The organism is Methylomonas sp. PHL2-19 (assembly GCF_059331595.1).
Genome location: NZ_CP196839.1, coordinates 2,492,934 through 2,514,844, shown reverse-complemented (window position 1 = coordinate 2,514,844; position 21,911 = coordinate 2,492,934). Strand labels below are relative to the sequence as shown.

The window sequence follows — 21,911 nt, the reverse complement described above, 5'->3', positions numbered from 1 at the left end:
GATTCGCAATTTAGCTTAACGTTGTTCAAAGCTATGACACCGCCGCCATTTATCTACCACAATCCGCCAGCCGAATTGGCTGCATCGTTGTTCTGACACTTGCAAGAATCGACAACTGACACAGCGCACGAATCCTCGCGTATCGCCGTGGTGAAGTCGCAGAGTATCTTCGGCCAGTTGCAAGGCGTAGGACAGGATTTCAGGGCTTGCCGCGCATTCAGTCATAAACTCGTCGATGACCGATGAATCGGTTTCGCCGATCGCTTTCAGGTAGGCCAGAAGTTTGGCTTGATCTTGGACGTTGAGCTTGTTGATTTTGTTTTGTTGGTACTCGCGGTTTTTAGGTGTTACTGGTATTACCGGTGTTACGTCCAGTCCTGGCGCGGGTTGCAGGGGTATTACCGATTCCGGGTCAGGTAACACTGGTGTTACCGCTGAAACATTTTCCCTTTGCGTGGGGTGGTGTTGATCGTCTGGTTGAGACAACTCATCGGTCGCCTCCGCCAGATAATGCCGTATTACATTAGCCAACATGGTCATCATCAAATTGAATCACGTAAAACCAGCCCGAGCCGCCGTGGACTTTGACCTGGGTTACATGCTTTTTCGGATTGGGACCGGATTTCAGGATGCCTTGACCGATCAGCAGTTTAACCGCCAATGCCAAATCGGCATTGCCAATCGCCTTTTTGAAACCCGCGGAGCTGAACAACCATTGCCGGCCTCGTTCGGTTGGGCGCCAATAGCCGGAACGCTCGCCGTGCAGTCGGTTGGGATCGTCGGTTTTGGTAAAACGGCTGTCGCCATACAGTTCGACGTACTGCCGTAACGCGTTGACCAATTGCCGGGGTTCCAGTTCGCCGGTTCCACGCTGTTGACGCCAATGGTTGAAGCAGATCAGTGCCGCCTCCATAGCGATGCGTTCTGGCCAACCTGTGACACCGTATTCGCTGGCCAATTCGCCAGCCATGCCGATTAAGGCAAAGCTGCGTGCGGCACGGGCTTCCTGTGCTGATAAGGGTCCGAAGCGCTGCTCGAAAATGCGTAAACACTGTTCAAGATAGGCGGCAAAATCGCGTGGATCGCGGGTCAAGCGTTCCAGAAAGGCGATGCCGGCGGTGCCATAGTGCTGCGACGTGTGCTGATGCAATGCCATGGCAAAAACTCGACCACTGCCGTAATCATGTAGGTCGTCAAAAGCGCCATGCTGACCAAACACCTGCAACTGCAGAAAGCGCACCAATTCGCCAGCTTTGACTGGAATACCGGCCTTACTCAGATGGGCTTCAATCGAGTCTTCGCCATTGGACAGAATCGCTACCCGCCAATGCTGATGCAACATGGCTCTGCCATTGACGGTAGCCCGTTGCTTGCCAACGCCATTGGCCAGCAGATACAGCGACTTGCTGACATCCTGAGCATCGGCTTTACTCATCTCATCCAGACATAGCAAGCCGTCGTTAACCTGGACGGCGGCGGATTCCAGGCCATTCAAGGTGGCCGTCCAGGAACGCTGGAAGTGTTTAGGCTTACCCCAAACACTGGCAGCGACTTGCATGCCACTGGTCTTGCCCTGACTGGAGGGGCCATAAATATGAATGGCCAGGCTGTCCAGATGGCACTTATCCAGCAAGGGGCCGCAAAAGGCCAGCGAAACCATTAACAGCAAATAAGGATTACCGGGACATAAGCCGGCCACCTGTTGTTGCCAGGCGGCCAAGCTACCGGCTTGCCGATACAAGTTACTGTTTACATTTCCCTCGGACTGAAGAATCACGGCATCACTGGAATCGCCAATACTGCGATCCGGCAGCACATAAAGGTTATCAAACCAACCGGGCGTCGATGTGATCCAGACTGTGCGGTCAGGGTGTTGCTGACACAGATATTCCGCCAGACGACTCCGTTGTGGATAGTGAATATCAAGCCCCTGGTCGAACAAGGCTTTCTGTAGCTCATCGCCGCGGCCGGCCAGTAATCGGAACGGCATATTCCACTGTTTGAGTTGTCCCAGACGATCGCGAAATTCCAATAGCAAGCCAAACTCGCCACCCTGCCGGTTGCGGGCAATGGCCACCGCCTGCAACACACCACAGATTCTGATATCGCGCAGCGCCGGCGGCTCCTTGGCAGACGATTTGCCGAGAAAATGGTAATACACACCGGCGGGCCAACTATGACCAGGACCGCAGGTATGTTCATACACTTGGTAACAAGGTCGACTGGAGGCGTCGGGGAAAAGGGCTGCCGCATCCTTCTCGGATTTGGCAGCACCGATGGATTGACGGGCTTGTTGGATCTCGGCCAAATCGGTGGACGACAACTGCGATGGCAAAAATCGGCCGATGGCGGTTACCAATCCACCTTCGGCCTCGTCATCCAATAACGATTTGGCGTCAACCTCAGCCATCGTTGTCCCCATTAAGGCGATAAACAACAATCTCCTCCCGCACTTGAACCCAACGCTCACCAACCGGTAAACAAGAGTCGTATTCAAATGCCGATTGACTGAAATCCACCCAACTAGGCAAGACGGCAACACATTCGGCACCATAGCCCAGCAGCACCTTGACCAGTGCAAGTACCTCATCGTGACCGGCAGTCTGATCAATTTGCCACTCGACGATCAACATCAAACCCAGCACCGGCCAACGATACTGGGCCGGCGCTGAGTTAGACGGACATACCAGTGCCCATACGGTGGGATTTGATTGCCATTGCCGCGCGCGCTGCCAGGCATCAAGGCCCAAGCAGATCATAATCGGCCAGGGTGGCGACGTGGATTGCAGTCGGGCGATCAGCTCTTTTCCAAACGGCGGCAACGGCAGTCGTTGATCAGGCATTCGCGTTGCCAGTACATTGAGCGCCTAAACGAGCAATGAGCTCGGCAATATCTTCCACTCGCCAAGCCGTCATATTGGGACCCATTTTGATCGGCTTGGGAAAGATGCCTTTTTTGATGCCATCCCACCAGGATGATTTACTCATGGGCAGCAATCCAGAAATGGGCGGCTTGGCTTTTGGATCACCAATAATTTGTTTCAAACGTAGAAAACCAGTTTCCGGTAATTTACTCATGTCTATTAACCTCAGAATCATTTGAAAAAAATGGGGCGATAGTCATTAATACAAGAGACCTATCCCCCTGCTCAGACCGTTGCCGGCCCAGTCTGCAATCCATTGGATTGCGTAATGTCGCGTCGGACAGAATATCCAAATCGAGTGGCGACTCGCTTGCAGCTAATGACGAATTTGGCATCAGCTGCAAGATCGGAGAATTATTTTTGTCTGATGCGATCTGCGGACGTATTTTTCAGCAAAAATTTTGAAAGCTGCTTGCAGTAAATTGCGATTTCGCAATTTACTGCAAGATTACGAAAAAAATTTTCGATGGGTGCCGGCCAATGCCTGTTAAACGGGGTTCAACTCAATGGCAACCGTCCGGAAACGTCCTGGGGAATAGTGTGAAGCGTAATTTTGAAAGGTCGTCTTCGAAATCGCGCTAATTATTGTGATTTCGAAGAAATGCAAAAAATAAAATGGCTATTACTGAGTTGCAGGTTGGACTTTTGGTGTTTGAAAAACAAAACATTCAGATCTAAGGAACCTCTGATTAATTCGTTGCTCCAAATTTCAACATCAATTAAATCAACAGCTTGCGATCAAGGTTTTCTCGAAAAATTGATTTAATCAGAGGTTCCCTAACGGAACACCTTATTTATTAAGGCTTTGAGCTCTGCAAATCTAACCAAGGTATTACTGAACCTGCAACTTGTTCATAGCCATTAAAAATAATTGTCTTGTCCGACAATCCTTCCCAAATTTATAGCAGATGTTATATTTACGCTTTTGATTGCAGCCAAGCTACCATTTATCCAGCCGGCTAGTTGATGAGGATTTGCAAAATGCCCCAAGAGCTCAACGCATTCTCTACCCAGGTCAAGGCCGTTAGCAGGCTGGTGAAAAACTCGAAAAGCCAAGTAAGCTAAGGCATAGATGAGCGGCTAACTGTTAAAATAGGCTACCTAAATTTGGAGCCTTTCAATGCGCGGACACGATGCCATTCAAAACAGCTGGTTCAGCTATGTTAGCCTGGAAGACCGTATTCCCAAACAGCATCCGTTGCGTCGTTTACGGCTACTGGTTGATGGCGTATTGGCCTCAATGGATGCCGTCTTTGCCGAGCGTTACTCGCACACAGGCCGTCCCTCGATTGCCCCTGAAAAACTGCTGCGCGCCTTGCTGTTGCAAGTGCTGTACACCGTTCGCAGTGAGCGTCAGTTGATGGAACAACTGGACTACAACCTGTTGTTTCGCTGGTTTGTCGGTCTGGGCATCGACGACGCCGTGTGGGAACGCACAGTGTTCAGTGCCAACCGCGAACGCCTGCTGTCCGAAGCCCTGAGTCGCGAATTTTTTGAGCGGGTACTGGCCATAGCCGAATGGCAAAATCTGGTGTCCGACGAACACTTCAGTGTCGACGGTAGCCTCATTGAAGCCTGGGCCTCGCACAAAAGCTTCGTCAAAAAAGATGGTAGTGGTCCCGATAAACCCGCCGGCCGCAATCCCGAGATCGACTTCAGTGGCGAAAAGCGCAGCAACGCCACCCATCAAAGTACAACCGATCCCGAAGCCCGGCTTTACAAGAAAGGCGAATACACCGAGGCCAAACTGCGTTACATCACCCATGCCTTGTCCGAGAATCGCAACGGCCTGATTGTCGATGTCGAAACCACTCAAGCCACCGGCACCGCCGAAATCGAAGCCGCGCAAAAAATGATCAAACGCCGCGTGCCCCAAGGTGGCAGCGTCGGTGCCGACAAAGGCTATGACCAACCGGCGTTCGTCAACGGACTCGAGTCCCGTGATATCAAAGCCCATGTGGCCCGCAAAAAGATTGGCAGTGCCGTCGACGGCCGCACCGCGCGCGGCAAAGGTTACGCCCAAAGTCTCAAGCGCCGCAAAATCGTCGAAGAAGCCTTTGGCTGGGTCAAAACGGTCGGCGGCCTGCGCAAAACCCGTCACATCGGCTTAGCCAAAGTCGCGGGTCAGGCCTTGTTTTGCTTTGCCGCCTACAACCTGACGCGCATGCTCAACCTATTGGTGTTCACGCCGAAACCGGCGTGGAGTGCACCCGCCTAGGGTGAAGTTCGCCTGAAAACCGTCCACAGACGGCTTCAGGCGAATAAAAAGCCCTTGAAACCGGGGCAAAACGCTTGAAACTCGATGTCATGACCGATTTCAACTCGAAAAAATCACGAACATCGTGGGTAAGGGGAAATATCGGCGGGTTTTTCACCAGCCTGTTAGACAGCAGTTAAAACTCAGTCAGGATGAATTAGCCCAAGCCCTGGGCGTCAGCTTTGCTACGGTCAATCGCTGGGAAAATGGCAAAACCGCACCGTCAAAGCTGGCACAGCGGCAATTCGAGCAATTTTGTAACGATAAAAGACAACAGGGAGCGTTGATTGATGAATAAAAAACAGCTATCCGAGCGCGATATCTGCAGTAAATTCATCACGCCTGCACTGGAACAAGCCGGCTGGGACTTGGCAACCCAGATCCGCGAAGAGTTTCCACTTACTAAAGGTCGTATCATCGTTCGGGGTAAGTTGCATACTCGCGCTAAGCACAAGCGCGCAGATTATGTGTTGTTCTACAAACCCAATTTGCCGATAGCGGTCATTGAAGCCAAAGACAACAACCACACTGTTGGCGACGGCATGCAACAGGCACTCGGTTATGCCGAGATGTTACAAGTGCCTTTTGTTTTCAGCAGCAACGGCGACGGTTTTCTGTTTCATAACAAACTCGCCAAAGACGGCATCATAGAACGCGAACTGACGTTGTCTGACTTTCCGTCCGTAGAAACCCTTTGGCAGTGGTGGACTGTACATCTTGGGCTAAATGACCAACAAAACACGCTGATTACACAGGACTATTTTAGCGACGGTGGCAACAAAACCCCTCGTTATTACCAGCTACTGGCCATCAATAAAACCATCGAAGCCATTGCGCGAGGACAAAACCGCATTCTACTGGTCATGGCTACCGGTACCGGCAAAACCTTTACCGCGTTTCAAATCATCTGGCGTTTATGGAAATCCAAATCTAAACGCCGCATCCTGTTTCTAGCCGATCGCAATATTCTGGTCGATCAGACCATGACTAACGATTTCAAGCCATTCGGCTCGGCCATGACCAAAATCCAGAAACGTCAGGCCAATAAATCCTACGAAATCTATTTGTCACTGTACCAAGCGGTTACCGGGAATGAAGAAGAGCGCAACATTTACAAACAGTTCAGCCCGGACTTTTTCGATTTAATCGTGATTGACGAATGCCATCGTGGCAGCGCAGCCGCTGATTCGGCCTGGCGAGAAATTCTGGAATATTTCTCCTCCGCCACTCAAATTGGCCTGACAGCCACACCAAAAGAAACCAAGGAAGTGTCCAACATCGACTACTTCGGTGAGCCTATTTACACCTATTCGCTACGGCAAGGCATTGATGACGGTTTTCTCGCACCGTACAAAGTGGTGCGCATTGACTTGGACAAGGATCTGGCTGGTTGGCGTCCCGATAAAGGCATGTTGGATAAATATGGCAACGAAATCGAAGATCGTATCTACAACCAAAAAGATTTCGACAAAACCCTGGTGTTGGAAAAGCGCACCCAACTGGTCGCAAAAAAAATTACCGAGTTTCTCAAGCAAACCAACCGTTTCGATAAAACCATTGTGTTCTGCGAAAACATCGATCATGCAGAACGCATGCGGCAGGCCTTGGCCAATGAAAACGCCGATCTGGTAGCGCAAAACTCAAAATATGTCATGCGCATCACCGGCGATAATGAAGAAGGCAAAGCCGAGTTGGATAATTTCATCTTCCCGGAAAGCAAATATCCCGTTATCGCGGTGACATCCAAATTGATGACCACCGGTGTCGACGCCCAAACCTGCAAGCTGATCGTCCTGGATCAACGCATCCAATCGATGACCGAATTCAAGCAAATCATCGGTCGTGGCACCCGCATCAACGAAGATTACGACAAGTATTACTTCACCATCATCGATTTTCGCAAAGCCACCGAACTGTTCGCCGATCCGGATTTCGACGGCGATCCAGTGCAAATCTATGTACCGCAAAACCCTGGTGATTCACCAGTACCGCCGGAAGATGATGTTCCAGGTGGTGATTATCCAGGCAGGGGCAACGATCCAAGCCGGCCCGGCGTAGCCGAACCCGATCCGGAAGATGACGATAGCACCGTGCGCCGTTATGTCGTCGCCAATGTTGAAGTCAAAGTAGTCGCAGAGCGTGTGCAATATTTCGATGCCAACGGCAAGCTGATCACCGAATCCTTGAAAGATTACACACGCAAGACCTTGGCGCAGGAATTTGCTTCACTCGACGACTTTCTTCGCCGTTGGAGCAGCAGCGCCAAAAAACAAGCCATCATCGACGAACTGGCCAATCAAGGCATATTCTTCGATGCCTTGGCTGATGAAATCGGTCGCGACTGTGACCCGTTCGATCTGGTTTGTCATGTCGCCTGGGATCGGCCACCGCTGACCCGCAAACAGCGCGCCGAACAAGTTAAACAGAATAACTACTTCACCCGCTACGGCGACCAAGCTCGTCGGGTTCTGGAAGCCTTGCTTGATAAATATGCCGACGAAGGCATCCAGCACATCGAAGAAACCCAAATTCTTACCATCTCCCCGTTTAACCAGTTCGGGACCCCGCTGGAAATCATCCGCGCCTTTGGCGGTTTGGACCAATATCAGCAAGCGGTCTGCGACCTGGAGCAAGCACTTTATGCTTCATAACGGCTAATTTTTTGGAGCAAAACCCGCAATGCCCATCGGAACCCTGATCAAATCCATCCAAGACATCATGCGCAAAGACGTCGGCGTCGACGGCGATGCCCAACGCATTAGTCAGATTGTCTGGTTACTGTTTTTGAAAATCTTCGACGACAAGGAACAGGAATGGCAACTCACCCTTCCCGGTTACCAATCGCCGCTGCAACCCCGTTTCCGTTGGTCGAACTGGGCTAAAAATCCGGAAGGCATCACCGGCGAAGAATTGATCGAATTCGTCAACAACGACCTGTTTCCATCCTTAAAACGTCTGGCCACCGCTGCTGGTGTATCGCCGCACGGCAAGGTAGTGGGTTCCGTGTTCGAGGATGCCTACAACTACATGAAATCCGGCACCCTGCTGCGCCAGGTTATCAACACCATCCAGGCCGATGTCGATTTCAACTCGTCCAGCGACCGCCACCTGTTTAACGACATCTACGAAAAAATCCTCGCCGACCTGCAATCCGCCGGTAACGCCGGCGAATACTATACGCCACGCGCAGTCACCCAATTCATGGTCGACATGCTCGAACCCAAACTCGGCGAATCCATCCTCGACCCGGCTTGCGGCACTGGCGGTTTTTTGACCTGTACCATCGAACATCTCAAGCAGCAGGTCAAAACCGCCGACGACCTGAAAACCCTGCAATCCAGCATCCACGGCGTCGAGAAAAAACCGCTGCCGCACATGCTGGCGATGACCAACATGATGTTGCATGGTATCGACGTACCCACCAACATCCGCCACGACAATACCCTGAGCAGGCCATTGAAAGATTACGGTCCCAAGGATAGGGTGGACATCATCATTACCAATCCGCCGTTCGGCGGTATGGAAGAGGACGGCATCGAAAACAACTTCCCGCGCAAATACCAAACCCGCGAAACCGCCGACTTGTTCATGGCGCTCATCATGTACCTGCTCAAACACGATACCGGCCGCGCTGCCGTGGTGTTGCCCGATGGCTTCCTGTTTGGCGAAGGCACCAAAACCAACCTCAAGCGGGAACTGCTGGAAGAATTCAATCTGCATACCATCGTGCGTTTGCCCAAAGGCGTGTTTGCGCCTTACACCAGCATCAACACCAATTTATTGTTCTTTGAAAAGGGCGAACCGACGCAGGATGTCTGGTTTTTTGAGCATCCCTACCCTGAGGGCTACAAATCCTATTCACGCGGCAAACCGCTGACGATCGCCGAGTTTGATCTGGAAAAAGCCTGGTGGGGCGGCGCACAACGCACAAGTCGCAAAGTCACGGAGCAAGCCTGGAAAGTGTCGGTTAACGACATTGCCGCCCGCAACTACAACCTCGACTGCAAAAATCCGCATCAAGTGGAAATCAACCACCGCGACCCCGCTGAACTGCTGGCCGAGTATCAGCAAATTTGCCGTCAGCTCACCGAGGCACAAACGGCGCTCAAAGCCGAGCTGATGCAGGCGCTGGGTGGCGAAGTATGAGCGATCAACCCGACCTTCTGCCTACCGACTACGCGGCGCTACTTGGTGACATCAAGCGGCGCGTACGTCACGCACAAACACGCGCCATGCTGGCAGTCAATGCTGAACTTATCCGCCTGTATTGGGACATCGGCGCATTGATTGATGCTCGTCAGCAACGTGAAGGCTGGGGTACAGCGGTTATCCCACGGTTAGCTCGCGATCTTCATAATGAGTTACCTGAAGAAAAAGGCTTCTCCGAACGCAATATCAAACGCATGCTGGCTTTTTACCGCGAATATCCTGATCTGATAGCTGATTTGAAATTAGTGCCACAGCCTGTGGCACTAACAGAAACTCATACAAAAGTGCCACCGTCTGCGGCACTTTTTACCTCGGAACTGATTCTCGCCTTACCCTGGGGGCACCATGCCGAACTTATGGCTAAAATCAAAGACCGCAGCATCCGTCAATGGTATATGCGTGCAGCTATCGAAAATGGCTGGAGCCGCAACATCCTGGTGATGCAGATTGAAACTGCCGCACACCGGCGACAAGGCAACGCCACCAGCAACTTTACCTTGCGCCTGCCCGCACCGGATTCGGATTCGGATTTGGTACAGCAAACCCTCAAAGATCCTTACCTGTTCGATTTTCTGACGCTCTCTGCAGGTTTTCATGAGCGTGAACTGGAAACCGGCCTCATCGCTCATCTGGAAAAGTTTCTATTGGAACTCGGGCAAGGTTTTGCCTTTGTCGGTCGCCAATATCACCTCGATATCGGCGACCAGGATTTCTACATCGACCTGTTGTTCTACCATCTGAAATTACGTTGTTATGTGGTCATCGACCTCAAGCGTGGCGACTTCAAGCCCGAATACGCTGGCAAGATGAGCTTTTATTGCAACGTGGTGGACGATCAACTACGCCACGAAACCGACAAACCTACCATCGGTCTGATTCTGTGCCAGCAACCCAATCGAGTGCTTGCAGAATACGCCCTGCGGGGCGTGGATACCCCGATTGGCGTTTCCAGCTTTGAACTGACCCGCGCACTGCCAGAAACCCTGCACAGCAGCCTGCCCAGCATCGAGCAGATAGAACGCGAATTGGAAGGACGCGATGAATAAGGCCACCCGCGAACTGCTGGAACAACACTTCGACACCGCCTTTGCTGCGCCGGACGGCGTTAAAAAACTGCGCGAGCTGATTTTGACGCTGGCGATGCAGGGTAAATTGGTGGCGCAAGATCCCAACGATCCACCTGCCAGCCAATTGCTAAATGAAATCGAGGCTGAGAAAAAGCGACTGGTTAATGAAGGTAAGATCAAAGCGCCAAAACCATTACCAGAGATCAAGCCGGAGGAAGTTCAGTATGCGCTGCCGCAGGGGTGGGAGTGGGTGCGGCTTGGCGAAATTGGTGTTTGGAAATCTGGCTCTACGCCCAGTAGAACCAATAGTAAATATTATGGCGGCAACATCCCTTGGGTTAAATCCGGCGAGGTGAAGCAAGGCCGAATTGCGCAAACGGAAGAATCGATTACTGCGCTTGCTCTGGCAGAGTGCTCGTTATCGTTGAATCCAAAAGGCTCGGTATTGGTTGCCATGTATGGTGCTAACATTGGCGAAGTAGGAATTTTAGATATAGAGGCAACAACCAATCAGGCAGTGTGTGCCTGTAATACGTATACAGCATTTGACGAAAAATATTTATTGAACCTTATCGCCTCGTTGAAGCGGTATTTCATTTCTCAAGGCGCAGGTGCTGCACAACCAAACATTTCCCGAGAGAAGATTGTCTCGACTCTTTTTCCTCTGCCACCCCTCCCAGAACAACACCGCATTGTCGCCAAAATCGACCAACTGATGGCGCGTTGCGACGAGTTGGAAAAACTGCGCGCCGAACGCGAACAGCGCCGCATCTCCGTTCACGCCGCCGCAATCAACCGACTAATATCACCCACAGCCTCATTCCCGCGCAGGCGGGAATCCATGACCGCCGAAAACCTGAATTCCCGCTCTCGTGCCCTTGAGGGTATGCGCGGGAATGACGACGGCATGGATAGCTTAAACGAAGCCTGGCAATTCATTACCCAACACTTCGCCGAACTCTACGCCGTCAAACCCAACGTCGCCGAACTGCGCAAAGCCATCCTGCAACTCGCCGTGATGGGCAAACTCGTCCCCCAAGACCCCAACGACCCACCCGCCAGCGAATTATTGAAGGAAATCGAAGCAGAAAAACAGCGGTTGATGAAGGAAGGAAAGATCAAACAGCCCAAGCCCTTACCAGAAATCGAATCCAAAGAAGTGCCATATGAACTCCCAAGTGGTTGGAAGTGGGTACGGCTAGGCGAGATCGGTGAATTCATCAATGGTGATCGTGGAAAAAACTATCCAAACCGGGACGAATATGTACCTGAGGGTATTCCGTGGATAAATACCGGCCACATTGAACCAGATGGGACATTGACACAAGGATATATGCATTTCATTACGCGTGAAAAGTTTGACAGCCTGAATAGTGGCAAAATTGAGCCAGGAGATTTGGTGTATTGCTTACGTGGTGCAACTTTTGGAAAAACTGCAATTGTTGATCCTTATATTGAAGGTGCAATTGCATCATCCCTAATGATTATTCGGCCATTCTATCCGTGCTCGAAACGATATATTTACCGATATTTAACTAGTCCAATAGGTAGAAGCCAGATTTTCAGATTCGACAATGGCTCTGCTCAACCAAACCTATCGGCAAACAGTGTACGACTATATGTTTTCCCACTTCCCCCAATTGCCGAACAATACCGCATCGTCGCCAAAATCGACTCGCTCATGGCACTCTGCGACACTCTGGAACAACAAATCGACGCCGCAATCAGCAAGCAGACCGCACTGCTCGATGCCGTGATGGCGCAAGTGTAAGGAAGTTGCCATGCGTCTGAAATCGCTCACCCTCAGCCAGTACAAAAACCTCAAGGACTTTTCCTTGAGCTTTGACGGCAGCAGCTTCATCGATGTCTTCGTCGGCAAAAATGGTAGCGGCAAATCCAACCTATTCGAGGCGCTGATCCTGATATTTCGCCACCTCTACGAGTTCGACAAGGAGAAAGGCGATCCGGGTTTTGACTACACTATCAAATACGAAATCGAGGGCACAGAAGCCGAGATTGGCTGGAGCGCCGGCAAGCTGACGTTCAACGGCAGCGAGCGCAAAACCCTCGGCGAAACGCCATTGCCAGTCAATGTGCTGATCTATTATTCCGGCCACAACAGCACCGTGGCAGATCTTGTGCGGCAGTACGAGGCGACCTTCAGCAAACGCATCAAGAAAGCGGATTTCAAAGAGAGCCGCCGCTTTATCGGCATCGGCCCGGAATACAAAGCCCTGTTGCTGGCGGTGTTGCTGATGCAAAAGGCGGATAACAAGGCGCGGGAATTTATTTGCAGCAAACTCGGTATCGCCACTGTCGCGCAAGAGGTAACACTAGTACTGAATCGCCCTTTATTCGCCAACAAGAAATTTGAAATTGAAGCCTTCGATCCCAAGACGCATTACTGGGGCGCGGAAGGTATTACGCGGCAGTTTCTCGATAAGCTGATTGGCTGTATCAGAGGCGAGTTCAATCACGGTGATATGTACAACGCCGCAGATGACCGTTACCGAATAGTGCTTGATGTTGAACTGTTTCAGCAGCGCCTCCGCGATGAGTCTGTCTCGGACGTCTTTCGCCAGTTCGACAATCTGAAAACCTTGGGCATGCTGGCGGACATCTCCATCCCGCTCACTCTTGATAACGGACTGAATGCCACCATCGCCCACTTCAGCGATGGCCAGTTTCAGTCGGTGTACATCTACTCCATCGTCGAGCTGTTCAAGGATCGAAACTGTCTCACATTACTTGATGAGCCGGATGCCTTTCTGCACCCGGAATGGCAGTTCGGCTTTTTGAAGCAGGTGTTTGAGATAACGGACACAACCAGCAAGAAGAATCATGTGTTGATGAGTAGCCACAGTGCGGTGACGTTGATTCCACACGACAAGAAGAAGATCAAGTTCTTCGACATTAAAGACAATCAGACTAATTGCTACGATTTGCCGAAGGCTATTGCGATCAAGAAATTGAGTTCTGATTTGATCAGGTATTCTGAGCAAGAGCAGTTACTCAGCATTATCAATGCGGTCCAAATTGAAAAGAAGCCTGTGCTGTTCACCGAGGGCAGCACCGACCCGATCATTCTCAAAGAAGCGTGGTATAAGCTCTACGAGGAGGATATGCCTTTCATTCCTTTCTACGCTTTCAGCTGTACCTACATAAATCAGCTGCTGACCGACAGTCGAATTCATGGCGAGATGGGCGGTTTGCCGGTGTTTGCCTTGTTCGACTTCGACAAGGCATACGACCAATGGAATGGCCTAAATGGCGACGTGACGGCCAACGATCCATACAGAGGATTGATCAAGAAGTGGGCGCATGGTGAATCGTACGCAGTGATGTTACCTATCCCGGTTCACGCTGATATTCGAAAACAGGTCATCCGGAATGCCACGACCGGTGAGACATTTGGTGGTGAATCTTGTTGTGAGATCGAACACTTGTTTTACGGGCAACCAGCGACCGCTGACTACTACCATCAAGAGCCTTGTGTTGGCGGCACCAAAGTCGTTTTCAAGTCTGATCGAGATAAAACAGCTTTCGCCAAAGCGGTCGTGCCGACGCTAGACGATGCTTGCTTTGAGCCATTTAGGCCAGTCTTTGAGTTCATCAAATCAAAATGCGCTGGAGGTGTCGCGACATGACCCACTATGAAAACGAAACCAACGGGCTGACGCAGATTCGTACCTTGGGTAACATGACTAGCCATTGGATTGTTTATTTCGTGATCCGTGCCAAGCCAACCGGACTCCAAGAGTATTTATCTCAAACCTGTAAAACCCGCACTTCCGGCGTGACACCGGCGTCGCGCGCGGACTTGCAAAAATCGCGGTCGAAGGTATGCATCACGGCTTTACCGCAAGCCGCCAGATGCAGGGCATCGGCGAAATCGGCGCCTTGTGCGTACCATTCCAAGGCATGGCTGACGGCCTCGGCATCCTCTACGACGGTGTTGTCTACTTCCAATAGCGCCGAGAAAAATGCGCTGAGTTGGTCGCGGGTTTTCTTGTAGCGGGCGCGCAGAACCCATTCGGTTTCCAGCAGAACGGTGCGCGAGATAAAAATACTGTCGCTGGCAATCAATTGGCGAACCACGGCGACCTGTTCCGGATGATCGTCCACCAGCACCCGAACCAGCAGGTTGGTGTCAAAGGCGATCATGAGGCATCCGAACTGTCTTCTTCGTTGAGGTCTACCGGCTGGCATAAGGCTTCAGTGGAAAGTGCTGGCCCGTCATGCTTGAGCATGCCGATCAAGTCGGCCAAATTGCGGCCGGATTTCTTCGGCACCGCTTTCAATGTAACGCCGGAGGCATTGGCAATCAAAGTGAGTTCCATGCCGGCTTCCCAATGCAATTCCTCGCGTATTTCCTTGGGGATGACTACTTGGCCCTTGCTGGATAGGGTAATCGTGGCGGTAGACACTGGCATACTCCTTTGAGTAAGTCGAAAAGTAAGCCGAATTATCCGCTGGTGATGACTCGTTGACAAGTTTGGGGTGATGTCGTTATCTATGGATAGATTTTGCGGCTCCATGTGGTTTGAATGGGAGCAGATTTATAAGACTAACCACCGAGAATCATCAAAGCCAAAACCATCACGATGAATAATCAGCACAATTTTTCAGAACTGTACCAAGCCTTCCTGGCCGGTTACGACAATCAGGCCATGGATAACACCTGGCTAGCCTTAAGCCAACAGTTCAAGCAGTTTTGGAACGAACGAATTTTGTCGGCTGATACTGCGTCGATTTCTGATTCGGACTGTGATGACATTGTCCGCATCCTGGATCGAAACGGCAAAGGCAATACCAAAAACAGCGAAGCAGTGGCTAAAGCGATGGTGCCGCAAGGCGCATGGCGGCGGATGTTTAACGAGTTTCACGCCAATCAAAAACTCGGCGCGCTGGTTTACCAAATACTCGGCGAAGCGCAGCCGAATCGTAATGCACTGCTCATTGATGAGCTGTATAAAATCAACGCTGGTCAGCGCAACAATCTGACCGGACCGAGCGGCAATACCGTCGGCGCGTTTTTGGCCGCCTACGACCCGATCAATAATTTGTCGATGATTTCGCTCAATGACCGTCGGGCTATCATCGAGTTTTTGGATCTGCCAGTGCCGTTTGATTGGGACACGGCCTCGATAGGTACGCGCATTACCGCGACCAATGCCATTATTCTTGAAAGCCTTAGAGCCCAAGGTCTGCAGGGCTCCGCCAGAACGCTAACCCGATTCTTCTATTTGCCAGCAATTCAGGCGCTTTGGAAAGGACAACACACTGTCAAAAGAACGGATAAGAAAGTGAGCGTCACGGTACCCACCGTTCCCGACGACGAGACCGAAACCGCAGATGATGCCGGATCGGTGCGGGAGTCAATGCAAATCCAAGGGCTAATCGCCAAGATTGGCACGCTAATGGGCTTTACTATCTGGTTGCCGAGAGCAGACCGTGGGCGGGTGTTGAAAGTCTGGCATGCACAACCGGGTGAACTGGTAGACGAACTGCCGCTAGGCTATGACGCCACCACGATGAAAACCATCGAACAAATCGACGTGATTTGGCTGCGCAACCGCTCGATAGTCCGTGCATTTGAAGTGGAACACACCACCTCGGTTTATTCCGGCCTTTTACGGATGGCTGACCTGGTCGCCTTGCAGCCCAACATCAACATCAAATTGCACATCGTCGCGCCCGCGGAAAAACGCGAAAAAGTCCTGCAGGAAATACAGCGCCCTGTCTTCTCGTTATTGGAGGGCCGCGCGCTGGCGGAAATGTGTACCTATCTGTCTTACGACAATGTCATCGAAATCGGCGAGTTGAAACATCTGGCCCATTTGTCGGACAAGGTTATTGAGGAATATGAGGAAAGTTCGGAGTAAGTTCGCGGCGGAAACGGTCGACCCGAACATAGAAAAGGCCGAAATCTTCTGGGAAGCGATGAAAACCTTCGTACGGATCCAGGCCGCTAAACGCTTGGCAGCCTTGGGCGGAACCCTGCCGGATATGGCCGATATTCCCCGAGAACGCGGCCAAACCGAACCGTCTGCATGATATTGGTCGACACCTCGGTTTGGGTTAGCCATTTCAAAAATTGTAGCCAAGACTTGGTGCGCTTGCTTGTTTCCGATTTGACGTTGATTCACCCGCTGATTATTACGGAATTAGTCTACTATACGAACTCCGCACCGAACAGCCACGTAGGTTGGATTAGGCGTTAGCTGTAACCGAATACGTTGACCTTGGCGAGACTGGCCGAACGCTTTGGTGTGGCTTATCTAACATCGTTGCCCCAGGTTGATTACGTGCATTTCGTTGCATCGCTAAACGCTAAGAGCACTATCGGTGTTAAAATTACCACATATCGCATTTAAATAGACTGTACTTCTTAGAATCGCACAATCTGAATTGAAAATGGGTTTCTTAATTAGAACATAGAGTCTCAAAAAAAATTACATACTGCCATTGAAAAACAAGATTTATGTTAAGTAAGTTTTTAACCGATCCCAAATGGACTGAATTGCTTTGTGATCAGTTTTCAATGCAATATTGGAAGGAATTAGAAGACTTCTTATATGCAGAACAAAGTCTGAATGTAGAGGTCTTCCCAAAAAACCACGAAATATTCGCCGCTTTCAATAATACTCCGCTGTCTGAACTGAAGGTTGTAATTATAGGACAAGATCCTTACCCAACACCGGGGCATGCCCATGGTTTAGCTTTCTCAGTGTTACCTGATGTCTATAAACTACCAAAATCGCTAATGAATATATACAAAGAACTAGAGAGCGATATGAAAATAAGATGCGACTCAGGATATTTGGGGGCTTGGGCTAGACAAGGTGTATTACTACTCAACTCAATATTAACAGTAGAGAAAGGAAAACCGGGTAGCCATGCTAATAAAGGGTGGGAAACCTTTACTGATGATGTAATCAATAAGATAAATACCAGAACAAGAGGTATTGTCTTTGTTCTTTGGGGGAGTCATGCCCAGAAGAAAGGAGCAAAAATTGATAGAAATAGACATTATGTAATTGAATCAGTACATCCTTCTCCACTTTCTGCCTACAAAGGTTTCTTTGGTAGCCAACCTTTTTCAAAGATAAACGATTTTCTTATATCTGCCGATAAAGAACCAGTAAACTGGAAAATATAATAGTTACATTTTAAATATAGTTAAACACAGGAAAAATAAATGAATAATGAACAAGGTTATCTTGATATGCTAAGTCGTATTCTTAGCGAAGGAAGTTATAGAAAACCAGAAAAAGAAGAAGGTCGGTATGAACTGTTTGCGCAGCCACTTAGATTTGACCTGACTAACAATAAATTACCCATGATGACTACCAAAAAGGTTTTCTTCAAATCATTAGCCGTCGAAATGCTTTGGTTTCTAAGTGGCTCGCAAGATATAAGTTTATTAAAAAAACATGGTGTCAAGATTTGGGATATTTGGGCCAACGAAAACGGTGTAATAGGACCTTTGTATGGTTTCCAATGGAGGCATTGGAAAATTGACCCCAATGTTTCGGAGTCACACTATGGTGGCAAAAACGAAATCGACCAGATTGCAGAGGTGATGGATTCACTCCGTGATCGACCTGAAGCAAGAAGCCATATGGTGACCGCATGGAGACCGGATCATCTTAACTTAATGTCAATTAAGCCATGTCACATTCTATTGCAGTTTTATAGATGTAATGACGAGATTAGCCTGATGCTTACACAACGTTCATGCGATGCATATCTCGGAGTAGCTTTTAATATTGCCCAATATTCCTTGCTTACGCACATGGTAGCCCACCAACTGAGTTGTAAAGCAAAAGAATTTATCTGGGTAGGTGGTGATGTCCACATTTATGAAAATCACGTTGATCAAGTTAGAGAACAACTCAATAAGCCAATCCTGAATACCCCCACCCTAGAGTTCAAAAGAAAACCAGACGATATATTCTCATATGAGTTTAGCGACTTCGAATTAAAAAATTATGTCCATGCTGATTATGTACCTGCTGAAGTATCTCCGCAGGGCAATCCTGGAAAAGGCTCGTTATATCCACAATAGTATGGTAAATAATTTCAGTACAAACTCGTACACAATTGAGAAGTCCGACTCATACATGTGCTTTGCGGCGTGTCTAAATATGATCTTCAAACGTAAAGGATTCCGGACATTTGACCAGAAGGAAATAGCTTATTCTCTTGGACTCAAAATACCTCTTGCAATGAAAGAAGTATACCCAATGGCCGAAATCAGCGAGGATGAGCAGCAATGGGGCGTTCATCCTAACTCGAGTGATAATTTATCGAAATTTATCTTGTCTAATGGTATTGATATTTGGTTTGATTTTATAAAATTGTCATCAGTACCAGGCAATGCTATACCTGAATTCATGCAGGACAATATCAATTTAGACAACGATATTATCGTTGGATACGATTACGCAACTGTATTTGGAGTAGGGAAAAGTGTAGGTCATGTTAGTCTGGTTGGTTCATTAAACAACATTGGTAACACAGTGGTTCTTATAGATCCGGAAGAAGTTCATCCAGTCGAAGTAAATACCAATAAACTTATCGCCGGCGTACAAAAAATGGCAGCGGGATTCTGGATATTCAGCTCCCCAGAAAAGCAAATATGTATAGAGTATATTTAATATCAGGAAGAACAAGATGAATGGAGAAAGTGAGCAATCTCGTATAGATTGGAGCGTTAAAACCAGACATTGCGCATTTTGTGGAAAAAGTCTTGAAGGAATTAAAATTGTTGGCAGCGGATCGTTTAGTGATGGGCTGTTTTGCAGCCTTGATTGCTTCGCCAGATTTCATGGTAAAAGACGTTTCGAGAAACCTAAGCCACCCACTGAATGACTAAATTTTGGTCATTAGAGCCCCCCCCAAAGAAAGAAAATTATTCCACTGCTCACTGTTACTGGTTAGGTGAGAACATTTATTTGGACACACCTGAGAAAAAAGCCCATCCATTATGCTAGATGATATAGATGATTTCCTAAGAAATACCATTGCAGGCCTTGAAAGTGTTCTCAGGTGGGAACATTACGTAAAACTAGGGGCAACTAAAGAAAACGATTTGCAACATAGCTTCTCCACGGTTGTACTGACGATTTTAGTGCTGGAAATACTGAGTAACGATTCGCCTTCAATTAGCTACGACCCATATAAAATTCTCGCTTGTGCGGCACTTCATGATTTTGGCGAAATTGGCGTGGGCGACACAATATACAAGAACAAGACGGAAGAAACCCCTAACCAGGAACTCGAGTCGTATCAGCTACAGATTAGCAAGTTCCCTGAGCAAATAAAAGATAGACTGCTTGAAATATACTCTTGCCAGTACAGATGTCCCGACCAACCCGGCAATACGATCATTTTCGAGTTTATAGAAAGGACAGGGTATATAATCTATGCGTTGAGCGAGTACAAAAGATCAAAAGACAATATTTTTATGCTGGTGCAGGTTCTTCGGAACCAGCTGGGGCATATTAAACGAATCTTGAACATTATTCCTGGATGCAAAATATTGTTTACCGATCAGGTTATATCTGATTTCGAAACCATATTAACAGTACATGATGGACTTTATTTAGAATAAGAGATACTAGGCTTCTGCATGAAAAAAGAAAAATATATGTCCTGGGAGACTTATTTTATGTCTATAGCTGTGTTGTCTTCTTTCCGCTCGAAAGACAAGAAGACCCAGAACGGCGCATGCATAGTAGACCCAGATAGGAAAATAATTGGTATTGGATACAATGGATTACCGGCGGGCTGTAGCGATGACGATCCGAATTTTTGGCAGGATGATAATGACGATAATATTTTAAGTTCAAAACATACTTATGTCGTCCATGCCGAAAAAAACGCCATCTATAACTGTATGGCCCATAATTTGAAAGGTGCAACGATCTATACAACTCAATTCCCGTGCAACACCTGTGCCCAAGCAATTATCCAAGTTGGAATAAAGAACGTTGTATTTCTAAACCGAAAATTGCATAAGATTCATGCTGAATACAATCAGGCAGTGGAGTTTATGTTTACACAAGCCAATGTAAAATCGGAATGTTACAAGGATATGGAAATTTCAGACGCTGTCTTCCTTGAGAATCTTTTAAATACCGGCCTGTCTTCTTTTAATTAAGCCACCTAAAAATTAACATGAGCGCCCGAATACTATCCAAGGATGAGATTATCCAGAGAGTCAAAAATCATTCCATAAATATCTCTTACTATTGTTTACCTGACGGAACTCCTGGTAATTACGCGGTATGCTATAACCCTGCATTAGGTGATGATCAACAATCATCTGCTTGGAAATTGTTTGTTAGCTCTCTCGATCCTGACTGCCTTAGGCTAACGGTAGGACCGTTTGCCATGGTTGAACACAGAAGCGTACTTAGAATGGTACTTGATAAATTACCATGTTTCAAACGCCCTTTTGAAAAAAGGAAAGAGCAGACCATATTAAATGTATTTAAGGAAGGCTCCCTTATATTTTACCCTGGTGAGAATGTTGTCATTGGTACAAATGAAGATATAACTGTCAATAAGAGAATTGGCGCCTCATTATATGCAACTGTCCGTAATACCGATATTGGTTTGCCCCATATTTCAACAACAATTGATCCGGGTTGGAGGGGTAGACTCCAGATTGGTTTATTTAATCCGACACGATCTAAGAAAAAGTTTAAATTCAGGGATCAAATTTGTAAAGTTAGATTTCACGAATTCGATGAGGATTGTCCGGATGTTGAAATTAAACCACAAAGTCTAAGTTGGAAAGATGTTGAAAATGACGAACATAAAGCGTATTTTCCAAGCAGAAACAAACGGGAGGATTATGATTGGCTAAATATGCAATCCATTATATTGTATATAATGGATTATTTAAAAGACATCGGTATTGTTGGTATCCTTGGAGCTGTTTATTGGGGAATTACATGTGTATGGGATTTCAACGATAAATTAGAAGACCAGAAACATAAAATAGAATTGTTAAATGAGAAGCTAGATATAAAGCGACTAGAGACACAATTGGCCGTTAATCAGCAGACCATTTCGAGTCTTATTTCACCAAAGGCAATTAGTCCGCAACAAAAGCATATAACTTTTACAAAGAAACTTAGCTCTGCGGAGATTACCTTTCCAATTGTCTTTGGCAAAGAATACAAGAATGAGCCAAGCCTGTTCCTAATGACTGATGGAGATAAAGTAGATTACAGGCTTGAACTAGTGGCTACCAAGAAAGATGCCGAAATTATTTACCAATCAGTTAAAGTCACTGCATGGATAAAAAAAGGCGTTACATTAAAAAACCAGGATGTGAAGTTTGACCTATATATTGCAGAACAATAACTCTACGGCAGAATTCTATCTTGATGCGATTTCATTGGCCCCAGTATCGCCACTCTGGCCTTAATCGTTTTT

The 21,911-nt window shown here is 48.3% G+C and carries 22 protein-coding genes; 16 read left to right on the top strand and 6 right to left on the bottom strand.

The genetic code is table 11. The features are described 5' to 3' along the window. Nucleotides 1-15 precede the first annotated feature (15 nt). From ACR02O_RS11680 to ACR02O_RS11665, 4 genes are read right to left on the bottom strand one after another with little or no spacing between them, the layout of a single operon-like run. The gene (locus ACR02O_RS11680) at nt 16-534 is read right to left on the bottom strand and encodes a hypothetical protein (RefSeq protein WP_494521681.1); all 519 of its coding nucleotides are present in this window, start codon (nt 532-534) and stop codon (nt 16-18) included. Further along, nucleotides 524-2,410, bottom strand: coding sequence for a DUF927 domain-containing protein (locus tag ACR02O_RS11675; protein WP_494521680.1), 1,887 nt, complete (start codon nt 2,408-2,410; stop codon nt 524-526). The genes ACR02O_RS11680 and ACR02O_RS11675 overlap by 11 nt, the downstream gene beginning before the upstream one ends. Then, nucleotides 2,403-2,843, bottom strand: coding sequence for a hypothetical protein (locus tag ACR02O_RS11670; protein ID WP_494521679.1), 441 nt, complete (start codon nt 2,841-2,843; stop codon nt 2,403-2,405). Before ACR02O_RS11670 ends, ACR02O_RS11675 begins: the two co-directional genes overlap by 8 nt. After that, nucleotides 2,836-3,078, bottom strand: a complete 243-nt coding sequence (locus ACR02O_RS11665) for a helix-turn-helix transcriptional regulator (RefSeq protein ID WP_026604319.1) — start codon at nt 3,076-3,078, stop codon at nt 2,836-2,838. The genes ACR02O_RS11670 and ACR02O_RS11665 overlap by 8 nt, the downstream gene beginning before the upstream one ends. Nucleotides 3,079-4,044: 966 nt before the next feature. Between ACR02O_RS11665 and ACR02O_RS11660 the strand changes: the two genes are divergently transcribed. From ACR02O_RS11660 to ACR02O_RS11630, 7 genes are all read left to right on the top strand, one after another. Next, complete coding sequence (locus ACR02O_RS11660; protein WP_415878136.1) at nt 4,045-5,142, top strand: IS5 family transposase; 1,098 nt, start codon at nt 4,045-4,047, stop codon at nt 5,140-5,142. Nucleotides 5,143-5,266: 124 nt separating this feature from the next. Further along, entirely contained in the window at nt 5,267-5,479 is a 213-nt protein-coding gene (locus ACR02O_RS11655) for a helix-turn-helix domain-containing protein (protein ID WP_494523444.1), read from the top strand. Then, nucleotides 5,472-7,832, top strand: coding sequence for an EcoAI/FtnUII family type I restriction enzme subunit R (gene hsdR, locus ACR02O_RS11650; protein WP_494523443.1), 2,361 nt, complete (start codon nt 5,472-5,474; stop codon nt 7,830-7,832). The genes ACR02O_RS11655 and hsdR overlap by 8 nt, the downstream gene beginning before the upstream one ends. 28 nt (nt 7,833-7,860) lie before the next feature. Further along, nucleotides 7,861-9,327, top strand: a complete 1,467-nt coding sequence (locus ACR02O_RS11645; RefSeq protein ID WP_494523442.1) for a type I restriction-modification system subunit M — start codon at nt 7,861-7,863, stop codon at nt 9,325-9,327. Further along, the gene (locus tag ACR02O_RS11640) at nt 9,324-10,436 is read left to right on the top strand and encodes a PDDEXK nuclease domain-containing protein (protein WP_494523441.1); all 1,113 of its coding nucleotides are present in this window, start codon (nt 9,324-9,326) and stop codon (nt 10,434-10,436) included. Before ACR02O_RS11645 ends, ACR02O_RS11640 begins: the two co-directional genes overlap by 4 nt. Then, nucleotides 10,429-12,228 carry a restriction endonuclease subunit S gene (locus tag ACR02O_RS11635; RefSeq protein WP_494523440.1) on the top strand — a complete coding sequence of 600 codons (1,800 nt, stop codon included), beginning with the start codon at nt 10,429-10,431 and terminating at the stop codon, nt 12,226-12,228. The genes ACR02O_RS11640 and ACR02O_RS11635 overlap by 8 nt, the downstream gene beginning before the upstream one ends. Nucleotides 12,229-12,238: 10 nt before the next feature. Beyond that, nucleotides 12,239-14,104, top strand: coding sequence for an ATP-dependent nuclease (locus ACR02O_RS11630; protein WP_494523439.1), 1,866 nt, complete (start codon nt 12,239-12,241; stop codon nt 14,102-14,104). Between the two features lie 121 nt (nt 14,105-14,225). Here the strand turns inward: ACR02O_RS11630 and ACR02O_RS11625 are convergent, their stop codons facing one another. Continuing rightward, on the bottom strand, nt 14,226-14,621 hold the full coding sequence (locus ACR02O_RS11625; RefSeq protein ID WP_494523438.1) for a type II toxin-antitoxin system VapC family toxin: 396 nt from the start codon (nt 14,619-14,621) through the stop codon (nt 14,226-14,228). Continuing rightward, nucleotides 14,618-14,884, bottom strand: a complete 267-nt coding sequence (locus ACR02O_RS11620; RefSeq protein ID WP_494523437.1) for an AbrB/MazE/SpoVT family DNA-binding domain-containing protein — start codon at nt 14,882-14,884, stop codon at nt 14,618-14,620. The genes ACR02O_RS11625 and ACR02O_RS11620 overlap by 4 nt, the downstream gene beginning before the upstream one ends. Nucleotides 14,885-15,061: 177 nt before the next feature. On the opposite strand from ACR02O_RS11620, the gene ACR02O_RS11615 reads away from it, so the two are divergent. The 9 genes from ACR02O_RS11615 to ACR02O_RS11575 all read left to right on the top strand — a co-directional run bounded on the left by ACR02O_RS11615 (nt 15,062) and on the right by ACR02O_RS11575 (nt 21,839). Further along, nucleotides 15,062-16,342, top strand: coding sequence for a type II restriction enzyme NmeDI-related protein (locus tag ACR02O_RS11615; protein ID WP_494523436.1), 1,281 nt, complete (start codon nt 15,062-15,064; stop codon nt 16,340-16,342). Beyond that, nucleotides 16,323-16,514 (top strand): type II toxin-antitoxin system VapB family antitoxin, encoded by a 192-nt coding sequence (locus tag ACR02O_RS11610; protein ID WP_494523435.1) that lies wholly within the window; start codon nt 16,323-16,325, stop codon nt 16,512-16,514. The genes ACR02O_RS11615 and ACR02O_RS11610 overlap by 20 nt, the downstream gene beginning before the upstream one ends. A gap of 427 nt (nt 16,515-16,941) precedes the next feature. Then, nucleotides 16,942-17,619, top strand: a complete 678-nt coding sequence (gene ung / locus ACR02O_RS11605; protein ID WP_494523434.1) for a uracil-DNA glycosylase — start codon at nt 16,942-16,944, stop codon at nt 17,617-17,619. 39 nt (nt 17,620-17,658) lie between these two features. Then, nucleotides 17,659-18,528, top strand: coding sequence for a thymidylate synthase (gene thyA, locus ACR02O_RS11600; RefSeq protein ID WP_494523433.1), 870 nt, complete (start codon nt 17,659-17,661; stop codon nt 18,526-18,528). Nucleotides 18,529-18,607: 79 nt separating this feature from the next. Further along, complete coding sequence (locus ACR02O_RS11595) at nt 18,608-19,120, top strand: hypothetical protein (RefSeq protein ID WP_494523432.1); 513 nt, start codon at nt 18,608-18,610, stop codon at nt 19,118-19,120. Nucleotides 19,121-19,136: 16 nt separating this feature from the next. Then, the gene (locus ACR02O_RS11590; RefSeq protein WP_494523431.1) at nt 19,137-19,334 is read left to right on the top strand and encodes a hypothetical protein; all 198 of its coding nucleotides are present in this window, start codon (nt 19,137-19,139) and stop codon (nt 19,332-19,334) included. Nucleotides 19,335-19,449: 115 nt separating this feature from the next. Next, nucleotides 19,450-20,076, top strand: coding sequence for a YfbR-like 5'-deoxynucleotidase (locus ACR02O_RS11585; RefSeq protein ID WP_494523430.1), 627 nt, complete (start codon nt 19,450-19,452; stop codon nt 20,074-20,076). An 18-nt stretch (nt 20,077-20,094) separates the two neighbouring features. Next, nucleotides 20,095-20,625, top strand: coding sequence for a deoxycytidylate deaminase (locus ACR02O_RS11580; RefSeq protein WP_494523429.1), 531 nt, complete (start codon nt 20,095-20,097; stop codon nt 20,623-20,625). A 17-nt stretch (nt 20,626-20,642) separates the two neighbouring features. Further along, entirely contained in the window at nt 20,643-21,839 is a 1,197-nt protein-coding gene (locus ACR02O_RS11575; RefSeq protein WP_494523428.1) for a hypothetical protein, read from the top strand. Nucleotides 21,840-21,911 lie beyond the last annotated feature (72 nt).